14 protein-coding genes are annotated in these 17,044 nt (G+C 65.5%); 8 read left to right on the top strand and 6 right to left on the bottom strand.

Annotated elements, in window-relative coordinates; all coding sequences use genetic code 11:
• Positions 1–84: 84 nt before the first annotated feature.
• The 6 genes from BAMB_RS28745 to BAMB_RS35630 all read right to left on the bottom strand — a co-directional run bounded on the left by BAMB_RS28745 (position 85) and on the right by BAMB_RS35630 (position 6,457).
• Positions 85–981 (bottom strand): MBL fold metallo-hydrolase, encoded by an 897-nt coding sequence (locus BAMB_RS28745; protein ID WP_011660665.1) that lies wholly within the window; start codon positions 979–981, stop codon positions 85–87.
• Between the two features lie 5 nt (positions 982–986).
• Positions 987–1,985 carry a ketoacyl-ACP synthase III gene (locus tag BAMB_RS28740; RefSeq protein ID WP_011660664.1) on the bottom strand — a complete coding sequence of 333 codons (999 nt, stop codon included), beginning with the start codon at positions 1,983–1,985 and terminating at the stop codon, positions 987–989.
• Complete coding sequence (locus BAMB_RS28735) at positions 1,982–3,097, bottom strand: 3-oxoacyl-ACP synthase III family protein (protein WP_011660663.1); 1,116 nt, start codon at positions 3,095–3,097, stop codon at positions 1,982–1,984. Before BAMB_RS28735 ends, BAMB_RS28740 begins: the two co-directional genes overlap by 4 nt.
• Positions 3,097–3,984 carry a beta-ketoacyl-[acyl-carrier-protein] synthase family protein gene (locus BAMB_RS28730; RefSeq protein ID WP_011660662.1) on the bottom strand — a complete coding sequence of 296 codons (888 nt, stop codon included), beginning with the start codon at positions 3,982–3,984 and terminating at the stop codon, positions 3,097–3,099. The genes BAMB_RS28735 and BAMB_RS28730 overlap by 1 nt, the downstream gene beginning before the upstream one ends.
• Positions 3,981–5,636, bottom strand: coding sequence for an AMP-binding protein (locus tag BAMB_RS28725; protein WP_011660661.1), 1,656 nt, complete (start codon positions 5,634–5,636; stop codon positions 3,981–3,983). Before BAMB_RS28725 ends, BAMB_RS28730 begins: the two co-directional genes overlap by 4 nt.
• Positions 5,637–6,304: 668 nt before the next feature.
• Positions 6,305–6,457: a hypothetical protein gene (locus tag BAMB_RS35630; protein WP_158380559.1), complete on the bottom strand. Its 153-nt coding sequence runs from the start codon at positions 6,455–6,457 to the stop codon at positions 6,305–6,307.
• A 436-nt stretch (positions 6,458–6,893) separates the two neighbouring features.
• On the opposite strand from BAMB_RS35630, the gene BAMB_RS28720 reads away from it, so the two are divergent.
• The 8 genes from BAMB_RS28720 (at position 6,894) to BAMB_RS28685 (ending at position 16,831) form a co-directional block, all read left to right on the top strand.
• The gene (locus BAMB_RS28720; RefSeq protein ID WP_011660660.1) at positions 6,894–8,183 is read left to right on the top strand and encodes a quaternary amine ABC transporter ATP-binding protein; all 1,290 of its coding nucleotides are present in this window, start codon (positions 6,894–6,896) and stop codon (positions 8,181–8,183) included.
• Entirely contained in the window at positions 8,180–9,067 is an 888-nt protein-coding gene (locus BAMB_RS28715; protein WP_011660659.1) for an ABC transporter permease, read from the top strand. Before BAMB_RS28720 ends, BAMB_RS28715 begins: the two co-directional genes overlap by 4 nt.
• 150 nt (positions 9,068–9,217) lie before the next feature.
• On the top strand, positions 9,218–10,099 hold the full coding sequence (locus tag BAMB_RS28710; RefSeq protein ID WP_011660658.1) for a glycine betaine ABC transporter substrate-binding protein: 882 nt from the start codon (positions 9,218–9,220) through the stop codon (positions 10,097–10,099).
• Positions 10,100–10,221: 122 nt separating this feature from the next.
• Positions 10,222–11,517 carry a serine hydroxymethyltransferase gene (gene glyA / locus BAMB_RS28705; protein ID WP_011660657.1) on the top strand — a complete coding sequence of 432 codons (1,296 nt, stop codon included), beginning with the start codon at positions 10,222–10,224 and terminating at the stop codon, positions 11,515–11,517.
• 159 nt (positions 11,518–11,676) lie between these two features.
• Positions 11,677–12,564, top strand: coding sequence for a dihydrodipicolinate synthase family protein (locus tag BAMB_RS28700; protein ID WP_011660656.1), 888 nt, complete (start codon positions 11,677–11,679; stop codon positions 12,562–12,564).
• Between the two features lie 6 nt (positions 12,565–12,570).
• Positions 12,571–13,902: an NAD(P)/FAD-dependent oxidoreductase gene (locus tag BAMB_RS28695; RefSeq protein ID WP_011660655.1), complete on the top strand. Its 1,332-nt coding sequence runs from the start codon at positions 12,571–12,573 to the stop codon at positions 13,900–13,902.
• Positions 13,903–13,918: 16 nt separating this feature from the next.
• Entirely contained in the window at positions 13,919–15,412 is a 1,494-nt protein-coding gene (locus BAMB_RS28690; RefSeq protein WP_011660654.1) for an aldehyde dehydrogenase, read from the top strand.
• 417 nt (positions 15,413–15,829) lie between these two features.
• Positions 15,830–16,831, top strand: a complete 1,002-nt coding sequence (locus BAMB_RS28685) for a LysR substrate-binding domain-containing protein (RefSeq protein ID WP_011660653.1) — start codon at positions 15,830–15,832, stop codon at positions 16,829–16,831.
• Positions 16,832–17,044: the final 213 nt, after the last annotated feature.

Genomic DNA, 17,044 nt, shown 5'->3' with positions numbered 1-17,044 from the left:
CGTCGGAAGAGGAATGAAAACAGCGAGCAGCGGCCTGACGCCGGCCGGCGCCCATGCGTTGCCGCGGCGGGAATCGGTAGGAGGCTATTCGGCGCGATGGAACAGATCGATCATGTGCATCATGCTTTTGAGATGCAGGAAATGCGGCACCACCCGTTCGCTCCTTGCCGCATAACGCGCAGTCCACTGGTGGGCCAGTTCGTGCGTGGCGGTGGCGTTGCCGCGAACCGCGCGTGCGTCGGCCTCGCGCGCATCGAGGCACGTACGTGCATGCCGCACGGCCGATCGGGCAAGCTCGCCGGTGAGGATGCCGTGATGCCCCAATGCGAGCCGCGGCGCCTGCAGTTGCTCGATGACGTCCAGCGTGTGCCGATACGCAAACAGGTCCTGAAAGACCAGCGGCAGCCAGCTGGTGGCGCCTTGAAATTCGCCGAGCGCATCCGACACGAAACCGATGTCCAGCTGCGGGCAGTAGTAGCCGAACTGGCAACGGCTGTGGCCCGGCAGCGCGATCGTGCGAATCTGCATCCCGTCGCCGATGTCGAGCTGCGTGTCCGGATTGACCGGGTAGAACGGCAGATCGGATAACTCGGTGAAATCGACGCCGACGGCGGGATCCCACGACCGTGACGCTTGCGCGTCGAGCTGACGGATGGTTCGGCAGGCCGACGGGCTCTGGAACGCATCGAACGCGTCGGGAGAACCGGATACATGGAGCCACGGCATGCGCGACTTGAGCGTCATCAGCAGGCTGCAATGGTCATAGTGCGAGTGGGTGATCAGCCAGTAGCGCAAATGCCGGATGCCGCCAAAGTCCCGCAGCAGGTCGTGAAGCTGCTGCCACACGAGCTCCGTCATGCCGCTCAGGCCACCCTCGATCAGCGTCGCGGCCTCGTCGTTGACGATCACGTACAGCGGCACGTCGGCCGTGCCGACGAGGGCCAGCCGCTGATCGATCCACCCCGGGGAAGCGTTCAGCATGTCGTTCAGCTCCGATAGAGCGCACAGGCCCATGTCGCGCCCGCGCCGTAGGTCACGAAGAGGTTGAGCTGCCCGGCCGGCATGCGGCCTAGCTCGCGTGCGATGGCGAGCGCGACTGGAAACGCCGCGCTCGCCATGTTGCCCAGCTGATCGACGGAAATCATGCACCGCTCGCGGGGCAGCCCGAGTTGCCCGATGACCGCGTCGAGGATGCGCAGGTTCGGCTGGTGCGGCACGACCAGACCGATATCGGACATCGTCAGCCGGTGCTTGTCGAGCATTTGCCGGCACGCGTCGACGATGCGCCGCGTGGCGTCTTCGAACATCGGCTTGCCTTTCATCCGGAAATGGTGCCGGCCGGCCGCGATGTCGTCTGCGTCGATGAAGCGTGGGCGTCGCGCGCCGGGCGCTTCCGTGCTGAGCAGGTCGAACTGGGTGCCGTCGGCGCCGAGCGTCAGGTCGATCAGCCCGTGCGCCGGGTGGTCCGTCGCTTGCAGCAGCAGCGCGGCGGCGCCGTCGCTCAGCAGGATCGACAGATTGCGGCCGGCATTGCTGGAGTCGATCCGCCGCGACAGGGCTTCGGCGCAGATCAGCAGCACGTTGCGATACAGGCCGCTCGCGAGGAAGTGACGCGCGATCTCGATCCCGTAGAGCCCGCCGCTGCATTGCGCGCGGATATCGAAGCACGGAATCTCCCGCAATCCGAGCCGGGGCTGGATGTAGCACGCTTGCGACGGATCGTGGTGATCCGGCGACAGCGTATTGACGATCAGCAGATCGACGTCGCGCGCCGTCACGCCGGCATCGGCCATCGCCCGTTCCGCGGCCGGGCAGGCGAGATCCGCCAGATGCTGATCGGGAGCGAGATAGCGTCGCGCCACGACGCCGGTTCGTTCGCGAATGAACGCGTCGCTGGTGTCGATCATGCCGGCGACTTCGTCGTTGCTGACGATCCGGTCCGGCAGTGCGTGGCCCATCCCGGCGATGACGAGTCTGGCGGTCATGTCCGCACCTCCTGTTCCGTCACGGCGGCGACGGCATCGCCCGCATCGCCCGCATCGGTCACGACGGTTTCGCCCCAGCGCCACAATTGCGCGCCGAACCCCCAGCCGGCGCCTGCGCCGGCAATCACGACCAACGATCCCGGCCGGATCACGCCTTCCCGGATCGACTCGTACAGCGCAAACGGCACGGCGGCCGACACGAGGCACGCACAATCGGCCACGCGAATCACGTATTGGTCGGGCTTGAGCCCGAGCCGCTGCGCCCATGCGCGCACGAGCAGCGCCGACGGCTGATGGAACACCATCGCATCGATGTCGGCGATGCCCGTTCCGCTTCGGTGCAACAGCCGCTCGACGATATCGGGAATGGCCACCGGCATGAAACGCGAGATCGCCTCCTGCGCTTCGGGCTTGAGCGTGAAATACACGCCGAACGGGTTGTCGGCGTCGGTTGCCGCGTCGTCAGCCGCCGCCCGCGCATTGCGCCACTGCATCGTCACGAGGTCGTAGCGGGTTGCATCGCTGTGATACGCGGCATCCAGCCAATCGGCGCCATCGGGATTGGCCGGCTCGGCGACGAGCACGGCCGCGGCCGCGCCATCGCCGAAGTTCGTCGACGATTTACTGGTGTAGTCGACCACGGCCGACATGCGCTCCGACGAGCACACCAGCGCCCGCTTCACCCGTCCCTGCTTGATGAGGTTGGTGGCGATCTGCAGTTGCAGCACGAAACTCGCGCATTCCATCTCGACATCGGCATCGAGCGCGCGCGTGGCGCCGAGCCTGTCGCGCAGCGCACGCGCCAGCCGCGGCGCGAAACGGCGCCGGCCGTCGGCGAGCGAGACGAACGGCGACGTCATGTTGAACAGCACCAGATCGAGTTCGGCGGCTTCCACGCCGGCACGGGCGAGTGCGTCGCGGGCCGTGCGCTCGGCCAGCGCAAGCTCGGATTCGCCGGCATCGGGATCGATCATGTAGCGCGATTCGATGCCCCAGAATTGCCACCATTCCGACGGAATGGGCTCGACGCCCGCGAAGACGGGATCGTCGTTGGGTACCTGGCGTGCCGGCAGGCGGCACGCAAGACTTGCGATTCGGACGTTGTGCACCATCAGATCTCCATCGTGCTGCAGGCGATGCGCGGCCTGAACGGATCCAGCGTCATGGCGACCACCGTACGTTCATCGTCACGCAACGACCTCGAATGTGCGACGCGGGACGCGAGCCACGCGGGCAACTGGAACGGGTTCGGGATGTCCGTCGAACCGGCGACGACATCGACGTGGAAATCGCGACCCACGCCGGTGACGATCGATGGCCATCCACTCAACCACGATTCGCAAAACAGCGTGGCGACGCGCCGGTCGATGCGGCTCTGCACCGCATCGACCATCGCGCGCAGCGCGGTGGCCGCATTGGCCGGTTCGGCGTCGAATCGACCGGTTGCGTGATCGAACCGGCTCTCGAAGCGGGCCAGTGACAGGATGCCGTTCACGCGCCGGGCGGGAAGCGCGTCGAGCGTCGCGAACGGGGGCGACTCGAGATCCGCGTAGCGGCTGGCATACACTCGGTCATGGCCGGCAGGCGTCAGGACGATCGCCCCCGCGCCGTCGGCGAAGCCGCTCGTGGCCACCTGTTCGACGTCCGCGAGCGCCTCCGCGCGAACGACGAGCGCGCGTCGATAGCCGAGCTGTTTGCAATGGCTTTGCGCGAGATCGAGTGCGAGCGTCCAGTCCGCGTCGAGCAGATCGAATACGGCCGCATGTCGCGCACGCAGATCGCGCTGCACCGGGTGCGCCAGCCGCGGCCCGGCGATCGTCGGTGCGTCCGCCATCCGGCTGGGAGAAATCGACAGGCTGACGATCAGATCCAGTTCCGACGGCAGGCAACCGGCTTGCAGCAGCGCCTGCCTGGCTGCCTTGATCGCGTAATCGTTGGCGCAGGATTGCGCCGTGGTCGCTCGGTCCGGAATGGCCACCGCGGCTCCGAGAATTTTCATAGGGTATGTTCGTTCTGGACTGCTTGATTCAGGGGACGCGTCACGCCATGACCCGCCTGCCGGAGCACGGCGCGACGCAATTTGCCCGATTCGTTGCGCGGCAAACTGCAGGCGTGGTAGGCAATACGATGCGGACATTTGTACGGCGCAATCACGCTCTTGACGTGCTGCTGCAGTTGCATCGTCAACGCTTCCGAGCCGTCGACGCCAGGTCGCAGCACCACGTGCGCGCAGATGAGCGTGCCGCCCCGTTCGTCGATCTGGCCGACGACGCCGCATTCGGCGATATCGGGATGGCGCAGCAGCGCCTGCTCCACTTCGCCGGGAGACACCGTGTAGCCGGAGCTGATGATCATGTCGTCCGCGCGCGCCTGATAGAACAGATAGCCGTCCTCGTCCAGGTAGGCGCTGTCGCCCGTCAGGTTCCAGCCGTACTTGACGTAGTCGCGTTGCCGCGTGTCATTCAGGTAGCGGCACCCGGTCGGCCCCTGCACGGCCAGATAGCCGATTTCGTAGGGCGGCAGGCATTGGCCGTGCTCGTCCACGACGGCAAGGCGGTAACCGGGCACCGCCTTGCCGATCGCGCCGTTCTTCGCGCCGGTGTCGCCTGTCGACGCGAAGATATGCAGCATCTCGGTCGACCCGATTCCGTCGATCAGGTGCAGGCCGGTGCGCTCCTGCCATGCGTCGCGCGTCCACGACGGGAGCGCCTCGCCCGCCGACACGCATTTGCGCAGGGACGACACGTCATGCCTGTCGAGATGGTCGAGCATGGACCGATAGGCCGCCGGTGCCGTAAACAGGATGCTGACCCTGTGCCGGTCGATGGCGGCCAGCAGCCGTTCCGGGCTCGCTTTCGGCAACAGCACGACGCTCGCGCCGACACTGATCGGAAACAGCAGCAGCGCGCCGAGCCCGAACGTGAACGCGAGCGGCGGCGATCCGCAGAACACGTCATCGGCGGTGGGCCGGAGCACGTGCTCCGGAAAGCAGTGGCAGGCTGCCATCACGTCGCGATGAAAATGGACGGTTGCCTTCGGTTCCCCGGTCGTCCCCGATGTGAACGCGATGAGGCAAGGATCGTCCGCGCGCGTGTCGGCGGCCGCGAATTCCGCTGAATAGCCATCGAGCCAGCGCGCGTGCGGATGCGTGTCGTCCGTCTCGTAGCGTCGAACTTCGCCGCGCCACTGCACGCTCGCCATCGCCCCGTCGAGCTCGGTCGACAGACCGGCTTCGCAGATGACGTGCGTGACCCGGGCTCGCCCGATGATGGTCGACAGCTCTCCCGCGCGCAGCTTCGGCATCGTCGCGACGGCCACGCCACCGGCCTTGACCACGCCGAACCACGCGGCGGCTAGCATCGGGTGATTGGTGCCGTGTAACAGCACTCGATTGCCGGCCACCAGGCCCGCATCGCGGACCAGCATGTTGGCGATCCGGTTGCCGGCATCGCGCAATTCGCGATACGACCACGCGATGCCCGACTCGGTCTTGATCGCAATGCGATCGCCCCAGCCTCGTTCTTCGACTGCGGTATCCAGCAGCGCGGCGGCGCAATTGAGAAACGGCGGAAACTGCAGCCCCGGCAACTCAAAGACAAACGTCGGCCAATCTTCGGCAGGGGGCAAGTTCGCGCGGCAAAAGTCATCCATCGTCAGCGCTCGCAAGAGGGTGAGTTTGAAGTTCGCGATAGCGGTGCGGCGCGGGCCGGGCCAGATGATCGGGCCCGGCCCGCCCGACCTGAATCGCGATGCCAAAGAGACGGCGTCGGGGCGGCAGGCACATGTCGACGGCCGACGCACGGAGAGCCCGGTCAATCACATGATGGCTTGCCGGTGTTTATGAATTGATTCCGTCTCATTTGATTTTAAAAATAAACAATAATCGAGCTATTTAGTGCGGATTGCTTGAAGTTGGAAATGCGTCGATCGATTCGGTTGGTTTAGAAAGTGTGCCGTAAGCTTAGCGGAAGTAAACTTGGAAAGTAAACGGTCATATGAGGGGGTGATTGGAATTATTTGTTGAAATCGATTCCATTAAGCGCCGACGTTTTATTGAATTAATCGATTTCGGTTAACCATCTTGCGATTTGTTGACTTCGGTGGAGCTGGTTGTCGGAGCACTGAATAAAGCGTCGGGAAGTTCATCAAGGCGAAACGAGCATCGCGTCACGAAGTAGATTGCTCCGCGCGAAAGGCGAAAGACCCGCGCTCTCATGACCAGCGGGGCTTGAGTCGATCTGGATGGAAAATCACGGGTTCGGGCGCCGGGGTCTCGGATTGCGCCCATATGGATTTGCGTAATTGTATTAACGAATATTTTATTTTAAGTGAGAAATCGGAATGTCTCGGTTCGAGGATTCGAGCACATCCTGGCTGTCAAGCACCGATAAATCTTCTGGCAACGCCCGCTTGAACATCGCGAAGATCTGCCGCGCGTGATCGCGTGGCGCACGGGCCGCCGCGATCATCATCAGCCATCAGCCATCAGCCATCAGCCATCAGCCATCTGCCGCGCCGCCCGCGTCGCGCGCCGCCGTTATCAGTAGTTTCCCCTACGCACCCCCCGTCAGGATTTTCCCCTACCGCACCATCCCGCGCACCGCACGCCCCACCGTGCCTCAGTCACCGCGCCATCCCGCACATCCGCGCAGGCATTGCGTTTTCGCGTCGTTCGCACCATTCCGCGCCATTCCCGCTTTGCCGCACGTTTTCGATGCATTACCAAAGGTATGGAAAAGCGCACAGAAAATGTATCGGGACCGATGTAATTGGATTGATACGCTGCGTTCACTGAATCAGCGCCGTCAACCAACGCAGGAGCGCATCGAGCCCGCGCGGCAAGCGGGCAATCGAAGGCGACTCGTCTGAAGTTCGCGGTTTCCATCACCAGCTAGTCGGGATGACAGAATGGCCCCAAATCTGACGTTTGCGCCGGGCGACGTACTTCCCCCCGGAGCACTCCATACCGACGGTGCGCCGTCGATCGCCCGGTCGAGCATCGCGACCGGAACCGACATCCTGACCGTCAAGCACCTGTCGAAGATCTTCGGTCCGAAGCCCGAGCGGGCGATCGAGCTGCTCAAGCGCGGTGTCGGACGCAACGAGATCTTCGCGGAAACCGGCAACATGGTGGCGGTCAACGACGTAAGCCTGAGCGTCAGGGCCGGCGAGATCTTCGTGATCATGGGCCTGTCGGGCTCCGGTAAATCGACGCTGGTTCGACTGCTCAACCGGCTGATCGAGCCGACATCCGGCCAGGTCGTGCTCGAAGGCCGCGACATCGCGCCGATGTCGACGCCGGAACTGCGCGACGTGCGGCGCCAGAAGATGGCGATGGTGTTCCAGTCGTTCGCACTACTGCCGAACCGCACCGTGATCGACAACATCGCCTACGGGCTCGAGGTCGCGGGCGTCAAGAAGGCGCAGCGCTACGAGGTGGCGCGTGCCGCGCTGGAGCGCGTCGGCCTCGGGTCGTACGAGAAGCTGCTGCCGAGCGAGTTGTCCGGCGGCATGCAGCAGCGCGTGGGGCTGGCTCGCGCGCTGGCGGTGAATCCGTCGGTCCTGCTGATGGACGAGGCGTTCTCGGCGCTCGATCCGCTGATCCGCTTCGAAATGCAGAACGAGCTGTTGCGCCTGCAGAAGGAAGAGCAGCGCACGATCGTGTTCATTTCCCACGATATCGAGGAGGCGGTGAAGATCGGCGGCCGCATCGGGATCATGAAGGACGGCCGCCTGATCCAGGTCGGCACGCCGGCCGAACTGATCCAGACGCCGGCGGATGCATACGTGCAGGACTTCTTCCGCAACGTCGACGTGTCGCGCTTCCTGAAGGCGTCCAGCCTGATGACGACGATCGGGCGCGGGCTGCTTCGGTGCGATGCGGCGGCGCCGTCCGACCGCTACCTGAACCAGCTGATCGACAGCGGCGCGGAATGCGGTTACGTGTGCGACGAGGCCGGCCATTATCTGGGCTGCGTCACGCCCGCCACGCTGCACCGCTCCGGTGCGCGACCGATCCGCGAGGCATTCCTGCACGACTTCAACGCGGTTTCGATCGATACGGATCTTCATCGGCTCGCGTCGATCGCGCTGACCCAGGAGCACGACGTGCCGGTGACGGACGCGGCGGGACAACTGGCGGGCGTCGTGTCCTGCCGGACGATACTCAAGCAGATGATGCAACGGAGGGCAGCATGAATGCGTCGGTGATCGGCAAGTTTGCGGAAAATGTCGTCAACTTTCTGTTTCTGCATTTCCGCGTCGGCTTCGACACGTTCTCGGCGGGGCTCGGCGCGGTCGTGAAGCTGCTCGAGGACGGCCTGGCCGCCGTGCCGTTCATCGCGATGGTCGTGATCCTGGTCGGACTCGCGCTCTGGCGTCGCGGCATCGCGTTCTCGATTTTCGTCGGCCTCGCGCTGCTCGTCATTCACTACATGGGCTTGTGGGCGCAGACGGTCTCGACCCTCGCGCTCGTAACCGCGGCGACGTTCTTCAGCCTGGTGATCGGCGTGCCACTCGGGATCTGGGGCGCGCGCAACAACCGGATCGGCATGATCCTGCGCTCGCTGCTCGACTTCATGCAGACGATGCCCGCGTTCGTGTACCTGATCCCGGCCGTGATCCTGTTCGGGCTCGGACGCGTGCCGGCGGTGATCGCGACGATCGTATTCGCGATGCCGCCCGTCGTGCGGCTGACGACGCTCGGCATCCGGCAGGTCCGCGAGGAACTGATCGAAGCCGGCCGCTCGTTCGGCAGCACCGACTGGCAGCTGCTGTGGAAGATCCAGCTGCCGAACGCGCTGCCGTCGATCATGGCCGGCGTGAACCAGACGATCATGATGGCGCTGTCGATGGTGGTAGTCGCGTCGATGATCGGCGCGGGCGGCCTCGGCGAGTACGTGCTGAGCGGGATCCAGCGCCTCGACATCGGGATCGGCTTCGAGGGCGGGCTCGGCGTCGTGCTGCTCGCGATCGTGCTGGACCGGCTGACGGAGAGCTTCGGCGTGAACGCGAAGAAAAAGAAGGCGCGGCCGGCCGCGCGTGCAGGCAAGGCAGGCCCGCAGGGCGCGGCACGCACCTGATCGAAACGGCAGACGAAGGCAGTTGACGGAATGAAGCGCCGCGGCCACGGTGCCGCGGCGGAACCGGTGTAGCAGTGCGTGGAGACCAGAAACGCCGATCGAGGCGTTCCTCATCCTTGAAAGACTCGCGTGATTAACAAGGAGTACTATATGAATACCCATACGTTCAAATCGCTTCTGGCGAAACTTGCGGTGTCGACGGTGGTGGCCCGCAGCGCAGGTGTGGGCGTGGCGGTCGCGGCCGAGCCGGTCAAGATCGCGGTGACCAACTGGGCCGACGTGCTCGCGGTGGCCAACGTCGCGAAGTACGTGCTGGAGACGAACCTCAAGCAGCCGGTGCAGTTCGTCCAGGCCGACATCGGCATCCAGTACCAGGGCGTCGCCCGCGGCGATCTGGACATCATGGTCGGCGGCTGGCTGCCAGTCACGCACGCGACGTACTACGCGAAGTACAAGAACGACCTGGATGACGTCGGCATCATCTACACGGGCGGCCGGAACGGCTGGGCGGTACCGACCTACATTCCGGAATCGCAGCTGTCGTCGATCGCCGACCTGAGCAAGCCCGAGGTCAAGAGCAAGCTGAACGGCACGATCCAGGGCATCGAGCCGGGCGGCGGCCTGATGCAGGCGTCCGAGAAAACCATCAAGGCCTACAACCTGGACGGCTACAACCTGCAGGCGTCGAGCGAGGCCGGCATGCTGGCGAGCGTGTCGCGTGCGTACCAGTCGAAGCAGTGGATCGTCGCGACGGTCTGGAGCCCGCACTGGCTGTTCCAGAAGTGGCAGATGCGTTACCTGAAGGATCCGAAGGGCACGCTGGGCGGTGAAGAGCAGATTCACGCGTTCGCATCGAAGAAGTTCGCAGGCAAGTTCCCGCGCGCCGACGTGTTCTTCAAGCACCTGAAGCTGACGCTGGCCGACGTCGAGGCAATCGAGTTCGAAGGGAACAGCACCAACGACTACGCGACGGCCGCGAAGAAGTTCGTCGACGCCCATCCGGAGAAGCTGAAGGCCTGGCTGCAGCAGTAAAGCCGCGCTGCCGGGGACGCACATCGCCCGATGCCGACGGCCTTGCGGTGTGCGGTACACGCAGTTCATGTAGTTCATGCAGTCCATGCAGCACGTCACGAATCGCGCCGCGGAGTCACCAAGTGAACGAGAACGCCCGCTTTTTTTCCGAAACGCTCCAGAGCCGGGATCCGGTGATCGCATCGGAGATCGCACTGGAGCTGCGTCGTCAGCAGAGCCAGATCGAACTGATCGCGTCTGAAAACATCGCGTCGGCGGCGGTGCTGGAAGCCCAGGGGACCGTGCTGACGAACAAGTACGCGGAAGGCTATCCGTCCCGGCGGTACTCCGGCGGCTGCGACCATGTCGACCGGATCGAGTCGCTCGCGATCGACCGCGCGTGCGCACTGTTCGACGCCGCGCATGCGAACGTCCAGCCGCACTCGGGCGCGCAGGCCAACGGCGCGGCGATGCTCGCGCTCGTCAAGCCCGGTGACACGGTGATGGGCATGTCGCTCGACGCGGGCGGCCATCTCACGCACGGCGCGCGGCCGGTGCTGTCGGGGAAGTGGTTCAACGCGGTGCAGTACGGCGTGAGCCCGGACACGCTGCGCATCGATTACGACGACGTGCGCCGGCTCGCCGGGCGGCATCGTCCGAAACTGATCATCGCTGGTTACTCGGCGTATCCGCGTGCGCTCGACTTCGCCGCGTTCCGCGAGATCGCGGACAGCGTCGATGCGAAGCTGATGGTCGACATCGCGCATTTCGCCGGCATCGTCGCGGCCGGCCGGCATCAGAATCCGGTGCCGTTCGCCGACGTCGTGACGTCCACTACGCACAATACGCTGCGCGGCCCGCGCGGCGGCTTCATCCTGACGAACCATGCCGAGCTCGCGAAGCAGATCGATGCGGCGGTATTTCCGGGGTTGCAGGGCGGCCCGCTGATGCATGTCGTCGCCGGCAAGGCCGTGGCGTTCGCCGAGGCGCTGCGCCCGGAGTTCGCCCGCCATATCGACCGGGTGTTGCGCAACGCGCAGACGCTCGCCAGCGTGCTGACGGCCGGTGGCCTCTCGCTCGTCACGGGCGGCACCGACAACCATCTGCTGCTGGTCGACCTGCGTTCGCGGCGCATGACCGGCGCGCAAGCCGAGAAGGCGCTGGAGCGCGCCGGCATCACCTGCAACAAGAGCGGGATTCCGTTCGATACGGAAAACCCGATGGTCACGTCCGGCATCCGGCTCGGCACGCCGGCCGGCACCACGCGCGGCTTCGGGCCCGCGCAGTTCGAGCAGATCGGCGAAATGATCGTCGACGTGCTGGCGGCGCTCGAGCGCGATCCGAGTGGCGACCAGGCGGTCGAACGGTCGGTGCGGACCCGCGTGCGCGACCTGTGCAGCCAGTTCCCCATTTACGCACATGCGGAGGCGTTCGCCTGACACCGCATCGGTCCGGGCTAGCAACATCGTTCGGATTACGTAGCGAATCGGTCGGCGTGGGTGCACGAATGCCGCGACGCGCCGACGACGTTTTTGTCGAATTGCCGGTTTCCCGCTCGACGGCGGAACCCGGCGCATCCACCTGAGTGAGGAATCGAAATGAGCTTTGAGGGCGTACACACACCGCTGGTCACCCCGTTCGACACGGACGGCGAAATCGATCATGCATTGCTGGGCCGTCATGCGGCCGATCTCGCGGGCCGGGTGTCGGGTCTCGGTATCGGCGGGACGACCGGCGAATATTACGCATTGAGCTTCGACGAGCGCGCGCACACGTTCGACACGGTCGCCGCCGCGGCCGGCGGCAAGACGTTCCTGACCGCGGGCATCAACGCGACGACGACGAAGGAAGTGCTGCGGCTCGGCCGCGAGGCGAAACGCGCGGGACTGAACGCGTTGCTGGTGGCCGCGCCGTACTACGCGCAGCCGACCCAGCAGGAATTGCTCGCGCACCTGCTCGCGGTCGACGACGCGCTGGACATGCCGATCATGCTGTACAACTTCCCGGCGCGCACCGGCACCGAAATCGGCGACGACATTCTCGCGACGTTGCTCGAGCGCAAGAACTTCGTCGCGATGAAGGAAAGCACCGGCGATATCGCGCATCTGCATCATCTGTCGACGCATTTCAGCGACCGGCTCGTGCTGAGTTGCGGGATGGACGATCAGGCGCTCGAGTTCTTCGCATGGGGTGCGCGCAGCTGGGTCGGCGGCGCGTCGAACTTTTTGCCGGAAGCGCACACCGACCTGTTCGACGCGTGCGTGAAGCGCGGCGATTTCGCCGCCGGCCGCAAGCTGATGGCGCAACTGCTGCCGGTGCTCGAACTGCTTGAGCGCAGCGGCAAGTTCATTCAGTACGTGCGTTACGGCTGCGAGCTGGCCGGCCTGCCGGTCGGTGTCGCCCGCGCACCGCTCGGCGCGCTGTCGGGTGACGAACGTGACGCATTCGCGAAGCTCGTGAAGCCGCTGCTGCGCGACGCCCGGTAATCGATCATGGGCCCGAATCTGGAATTCGCGCGGTTTCCGGCGCCCGACGGGGTGAACGGATGGTGGGAGAGCGTGCCGCCCGCGCAGGACGCCCGCACCGTCACGTCCGACAGCAGGTTCGACTGGGTGGTGGTCGGTGGCGGCATCACCGGGCTTTGCGCGGCGCGCCGGCTCGCGGAGCTGGCGCCCGGTGCGTCCGTCGCGCTCGTGGAGGCCGACCGGATCGGCCGCACGACGGCCGGGCGCAATTCCGGATTCTTCGTCGACCTGCCGCACGACATCAGCAGCGAAAGCTACTCGCGCAGCATCGACGAGGATCGCGCCGATGTGCGGTTTCAGCGGCACGGGATCGACTATGTGCGCGAGATCGTGCGGCGCTTCGGCATCGATTGCGACTGGCGCGACGACGGCAAATTCCACGCGTCGGTCAACCCGAAGGGCGCGGCCGCGCTCGCGCATTTCGCCGATGGGCTGTCGCGCATCGGCGAAGCGTTCGAATGGCTCGATCAGGCCGGGATCCGGGCCGTGACCGGCACGGACTTCTATACGGGCGCGCTGTTCACGCCGGGTTGCAGCACGGCGCAGCCGGCCGCGCTGATGCGCGGCCTGGCGGCGACGCAACCGGACAACGTGACGGTGTTCGAGCTCAGCGCGGTGACGCGCATCGAGCATCGCGGCGACACGCGCGTGTTGCATTTCGCCGGCGGCAGGATCGTCGCGAAGCAGGTGATCCTGTGCACGAATGCGTACGCGGCGACCTTCGGCATGCATTCGAACGGCTTGCTGCCGGTCTATACGTTCGCCTCGCTCACGCGCGCGATGAATCCGGACGAAGTGGCGAAGCTCGGCGGCACGCGTTCGTGGGCGCTGATTCCGGCCGACCCGATGGGCACGACGGTGCGGCGCCTGAGCAACGATCGTATTTGCGTGCGCAACCATTTCGCGTTCCGGCCGGACGTGAAGGTGTCGCAGGCCGATCTCGCGAAGTCGCGGCATCTGCATCAGCGCTCGTTCGAGCGCCGCTTTCCGATGCTCGGCGGCGTCGAGCTGGAATATACGTGGGGCGGGCCGCTGTGCCTGTCCGCCAACAACGGCGCGCTGTTCGGCAAGCGCGACGACGGCCTCTACGAAGCGATCGGCTGCAACGGCCTCGGCCTGAGCCGTGGGTCGTCCGCCGGCAAGCTGATCGCCGAGTACGCGCTCGGCGAATCGAACAGTCTCGTGCAGCAGTTGCTGAAGCAGCCGCATCCGCGTCCGCTGCCGGTTCGACCGATCGTCGACCTGGCCGTGTCGGCGACGATCTGGGCCAAGGAGTTTTCGGCCGGTGCCGAACTTTGATTATTGAGGAAACGACATGACGAACCATCAGGACTGGAAACAGAAGGCGAACGCGTTGTCGCTCGACGGTCGCGCGTTCATCGCGGGGCAACGCGGCGCGGCGGCGTCGGGCGAGACGTTCGCCACGCTCAACCCCGCAACCGGCAAGGTGCTCGCCGAGGTGGCGCGATGCAACGAGCGGGACGTCGACCGGGCGGTCGCGGCCGCGCGCGACGCGTTCGAATCGGGTGTCTGGTCGAAGGCCGCGCCTGCGCACCGCAAGGCGGTGCTGCTGCGCGTCGCACAACTGATCGAGGAGCATGCTGAGGAACTCGCGCTACTCGAGGCGCTGGAAGCCGGCAAGCCGATCGGCGAATGCCTGGGGCTCGACATTCCCGAGTCGGCCGCGTGCATTCGCTGGCACGCGGAAGTGACCGACAAGCGCTACGACGCGTTGTCGCCGTCCGGCGCGGGCGTCGTGAGCATGATTACGCGCGAGCCGATCGGCGTCGTCGGTGCCGTGCTGCCGTGGAATTTCCCCGCGCTGATGCTCGCATGGAAAATCGGCCCCGCGCTGTCGGTCGGCAACAGCGTGGTCGTGAAGCCGGCCGAACAGACGTCGCTGTCGACGCTGCGGATCGCCGATCTCGCGCTGGAGGCCGGCGTGCCGCCGGGCGTGTTCAGCGTCGTCACCGGCTTCGGCAGTGAGGCCGGCGAGGCGATCGGCCGCCATCCGGACGTCGATCTCGTCGCGTTCACCGGCTCGACCGCGACCGGCAAGCGGTTCCTGCACTACTCGGCCGACACCAACCTGAAGCGCGTCGTGCTCGAGTGCGGCGGCAAGAATCCGCAGGTCATCCTGCCGGACGTCGCGAACCTCGATGCGGTGGCGGAACAGGCCGTCGCGGCCGCGTTCTGGAACATGGGCGAGAACTGCAGCGCCGGCTCGCGAATCCTCGTTCCATCGAGCCGGAAGGCGGAACTGCTGGAGAAGGTGCAGGCCGTGCTCGCCGGGTGGAAGACCGGCGATCCGCTCGACCCGGACGTGAAGCTCGGCGCGCTGATCGAGCAGAAGCACTACGAGAAGGTGCTCGGCCATATCGAGAAGGCGAAGGCGGAAGGCGCACGCGTGGTGTGCGGCGGACGCGCGATCCTCGCCGAGACGGGCGGCTGGTTCGTCGAACCGACGATCTTCGATCAGGTGACGCCGGAGATGAGCATCGCGCGCGACGAGGTGTTCGGGCCGGTCGTCTGCGTCATCGAATACGACGACGTCGACGATGCGGTGCGGATCGCCAACGATACGTGCTACGGGCTGGCCGCGTCGCTGTGGACCGACAACGTGAACAGCGCGCACAAGGTCGCCGCGCGGATTCGCGCGGGCACGGTCACGGTGAACTGCTTCGGCGAAGGCGACCTGTCGACGCCGTTCGGCGGCTTCAAGCAGTCGGGGTTCGGCGGGCGCGACAAGTCGGTCTACGCGCACGATCAATATTGCGAGCTGAAGACCACTTGGCTGAAGCTTGACTGAGCGCGCGCGCCGCGGCAGCGCGGCATGCCGGGTCCGTGCGGCCCCGGCCGGCGCAAGCTGCGGCATGTCAACCAACGGCCCGGCATCCTGAGATGGCGGCCCTTGCACGGTATCTGGTGCGCTGCGCAAATGCGCGGTGCGCGAGCGGCGCGGTCGGAGCATGCCGGTCCGCCGCCCGCGTTGCGCTCCCCATCATCGCTTCCGATAATGGCGATGCGGTGCACAATCGATCGACAATAGCGTCATCGCGACACCGCTTCGGCGGTGCCCACCGTCGCCAGCCGCCCGGCTGACTCGCAAGCCGCACTATTCTGACAATTGAAAGGTTTGCGATGACACGGCCCGCCGGCAACCGGCGGGCCGCGGACGACGGGTTCTCCGGCGCCGCGTCCGGCCTCCGTTTTGAGAGTGAAAGCCATGTTGAAGAAGCAATTGTTTGCAGACCGACTCCTCGCGCAGATGCCGTCGCTTCGGGCGCTGCGGTGTTTCGTGACGGCGGCGCGCTACGAGAGCTTCACGCAGGCGGCCGAGGTGCTGTGCGTGACGCAGGCCGCGGTCAGCCGGCAGATCAAGGAACTCGAGGATTCGCTCGACGTTGCTCTGTTCGAGCGCACCGGCCGACATATCGCGCTGACGGATGCCGGGCGGATTCTCTACAACGCGTCGTACCTGTCGATCATGAACATCGCCGAGGCGGCGGAGGCGGTGCGCCGCACCGACAAGCACGCGCTGATGATCTGCGTGTCGCACACGTTCTCGGCGCTGTGGCTGTCGTCGCGGTTGCCGGCCTTTCGCGAGCGGTTTCCGGATATCCGGTTGAACCTGATCGTCACCGAGCACTTCATGGAACTCGACGGGCTCATCGAGCCCGACGTGATCATCACGAAGAACCCGCCGCGCGAGCCCGAGTTCGACGTCGAGCCGATGTTTCACGACATCGTGTATCCGGTGTGCAGCCCCGCGTTTCACGAACGTCACTTTCATGGCCGGTCGCTGAAGCCGCTGGACCTGCTGTCGCGTCCCACCCTGAACCTGTCGATGCTCGGCCGCGCGCAGGTGTGCGAGCACGTCGACTGGCGCGTGTGGCGCAACTGGTTCCAGCAGGGCGACGGCACCGACACGCTGACCGAGAACAAGTATCTGGAAAGCAACGACTACCGGCTGCTCGTCGCGCAGGCCGAGGCCGGCGAGGGCACGCTGCTGGGCTGGCATCACCTCGTGCACCGGCAGATCGACCAGGGCATCCTGATGCGGCCGGTACAGGACGTGCTGGTGTTTCGCGATCGCCATCACTATCTGATCACGCACCGGAATGCGCAGCCGCGCCCCGAATATCAGCAGTTCCGGCAGTGGCTGAACGACGAGGTCGGTGTGATGATGCGCGGCTGGCTCGATGCCGGCGTCGAGGGCGAGCAATGACCGACCGGTCCGTCGGGTATTCGATGGGGCGTGCCGTTTGCATCGACGAGCGACAGTCTCCATCGATGTCTATTAGTTGACCGGTCTTTCCGAGTGAAATGAACCGGCCGGTCGAGCGGCCCGTGAGCCGGTCCCTTATTTCCTGCTGGTCGGCTGGATGCTATTCGCCGTCGCGATGTCGATAGCGGCTGTCGCGCGATATGGCGAACATGT

Source organism: Burkholderia ambifaria AMMD (genome assembly GCF_000203915.1).
GTDB lineage: Bacteria > Pseudomonadota > Gammaproteobacteria > Burkholderiales > Burkholderiaceae > Burkholderia > Burkholderia ambifaria.
This window is presented reverse-complemented; position numbering and strand designations above follow the sequence as displayed.

Coding starts and splice junctions, on each gene's coding strand:
- BAMB_RS28745 (WP_011660665.1), bottom strand. CDS start 981: ATGCTGAACGCTTCCCCGGGGTGGATCGATCAGCGGCTGGCCCTCGTC.
- BAMB_RS28740 (WP_011660664.1), bottom strand. CDS start 1,985: ATGACCGCCAGACTCGTCATCGCCGGGATGGGCCACGCACTGCCGGAC.
- BAMB_RS28735 (WP_011660663.1), bottom strand. CDS start 3,097: ATGGTGCACAACGTCCGAATCGCAAGTCTTGCGTGCCGCCTGCCGGCA.
- BAMB_RS28730 (WP_011660662.1), bottom strand. CDS start 3,984: ATGAAAATTCTCGGAGCCGCGGTGGCCATTCCGGACCGAGCGACCACG.
- BAMB_RS28725 (WP_011660661.1), bottom strand. CDS start 5,636: ATGGATGACTTTTGCCGCGCGAACTTGCCCCCTGCCGAAGATTGGCCG.
- BAMB_RS35630 (WP_158380559.1), bottom strand. CDS start 6,457: ATGATGATCGCGGCGGCCCGTGCGCCACGCGATCACGCGCGGCAGATC.
- BAMB_RS28720 (WP_011660660.1), top strand. CDS start 6,894: ATGGCCCCAAATCTGACGTTTGCGCCGGGCGACGTACTTCCCCCCGGA.
- BAMB_RS28715 (WP_011660659.1), top strand. CDS start 8,180: ATGAATGCGTCGGTGATCGGCAAGTTTGCGGAAAATGTCGTCAACTTT.
- BAMB_RS28710 (WP_011660658.1), top strand. CDS start 9,218: ATGAATACCCATACGTTCAAATCGCTTCTGGCGAAACTTGCGGTGTCG.
- BAMB_RS28700 (WP_011660656.1), top strand. CDS start 11,677: ATGAGCTTTGAGGGCGTACACACACCGCTGGTCACCCCGTTCGACACG.
- BAMB_RS28695 (WP_011660655.1), top strand. CDS start 12,571: ATGGGCCCGAATCTGGAATTCGCGCGGTTTCCGGCGCCCGACGGGGTG.
- BAMB_RS28690 (WP_011660654.1), top strand. CDS start 13,919: ATGACGAACCATCAGGACTGGAAACAGAAGGCGAACGCGTTGTCGCTC.
- BAMB_RS28685 (WP_011660653.1), top strand. CDS start 15,830: ATGTTGAAGAAGCAATTGTTTGCAGACCGACTCCTCGCGCAGATGCCG.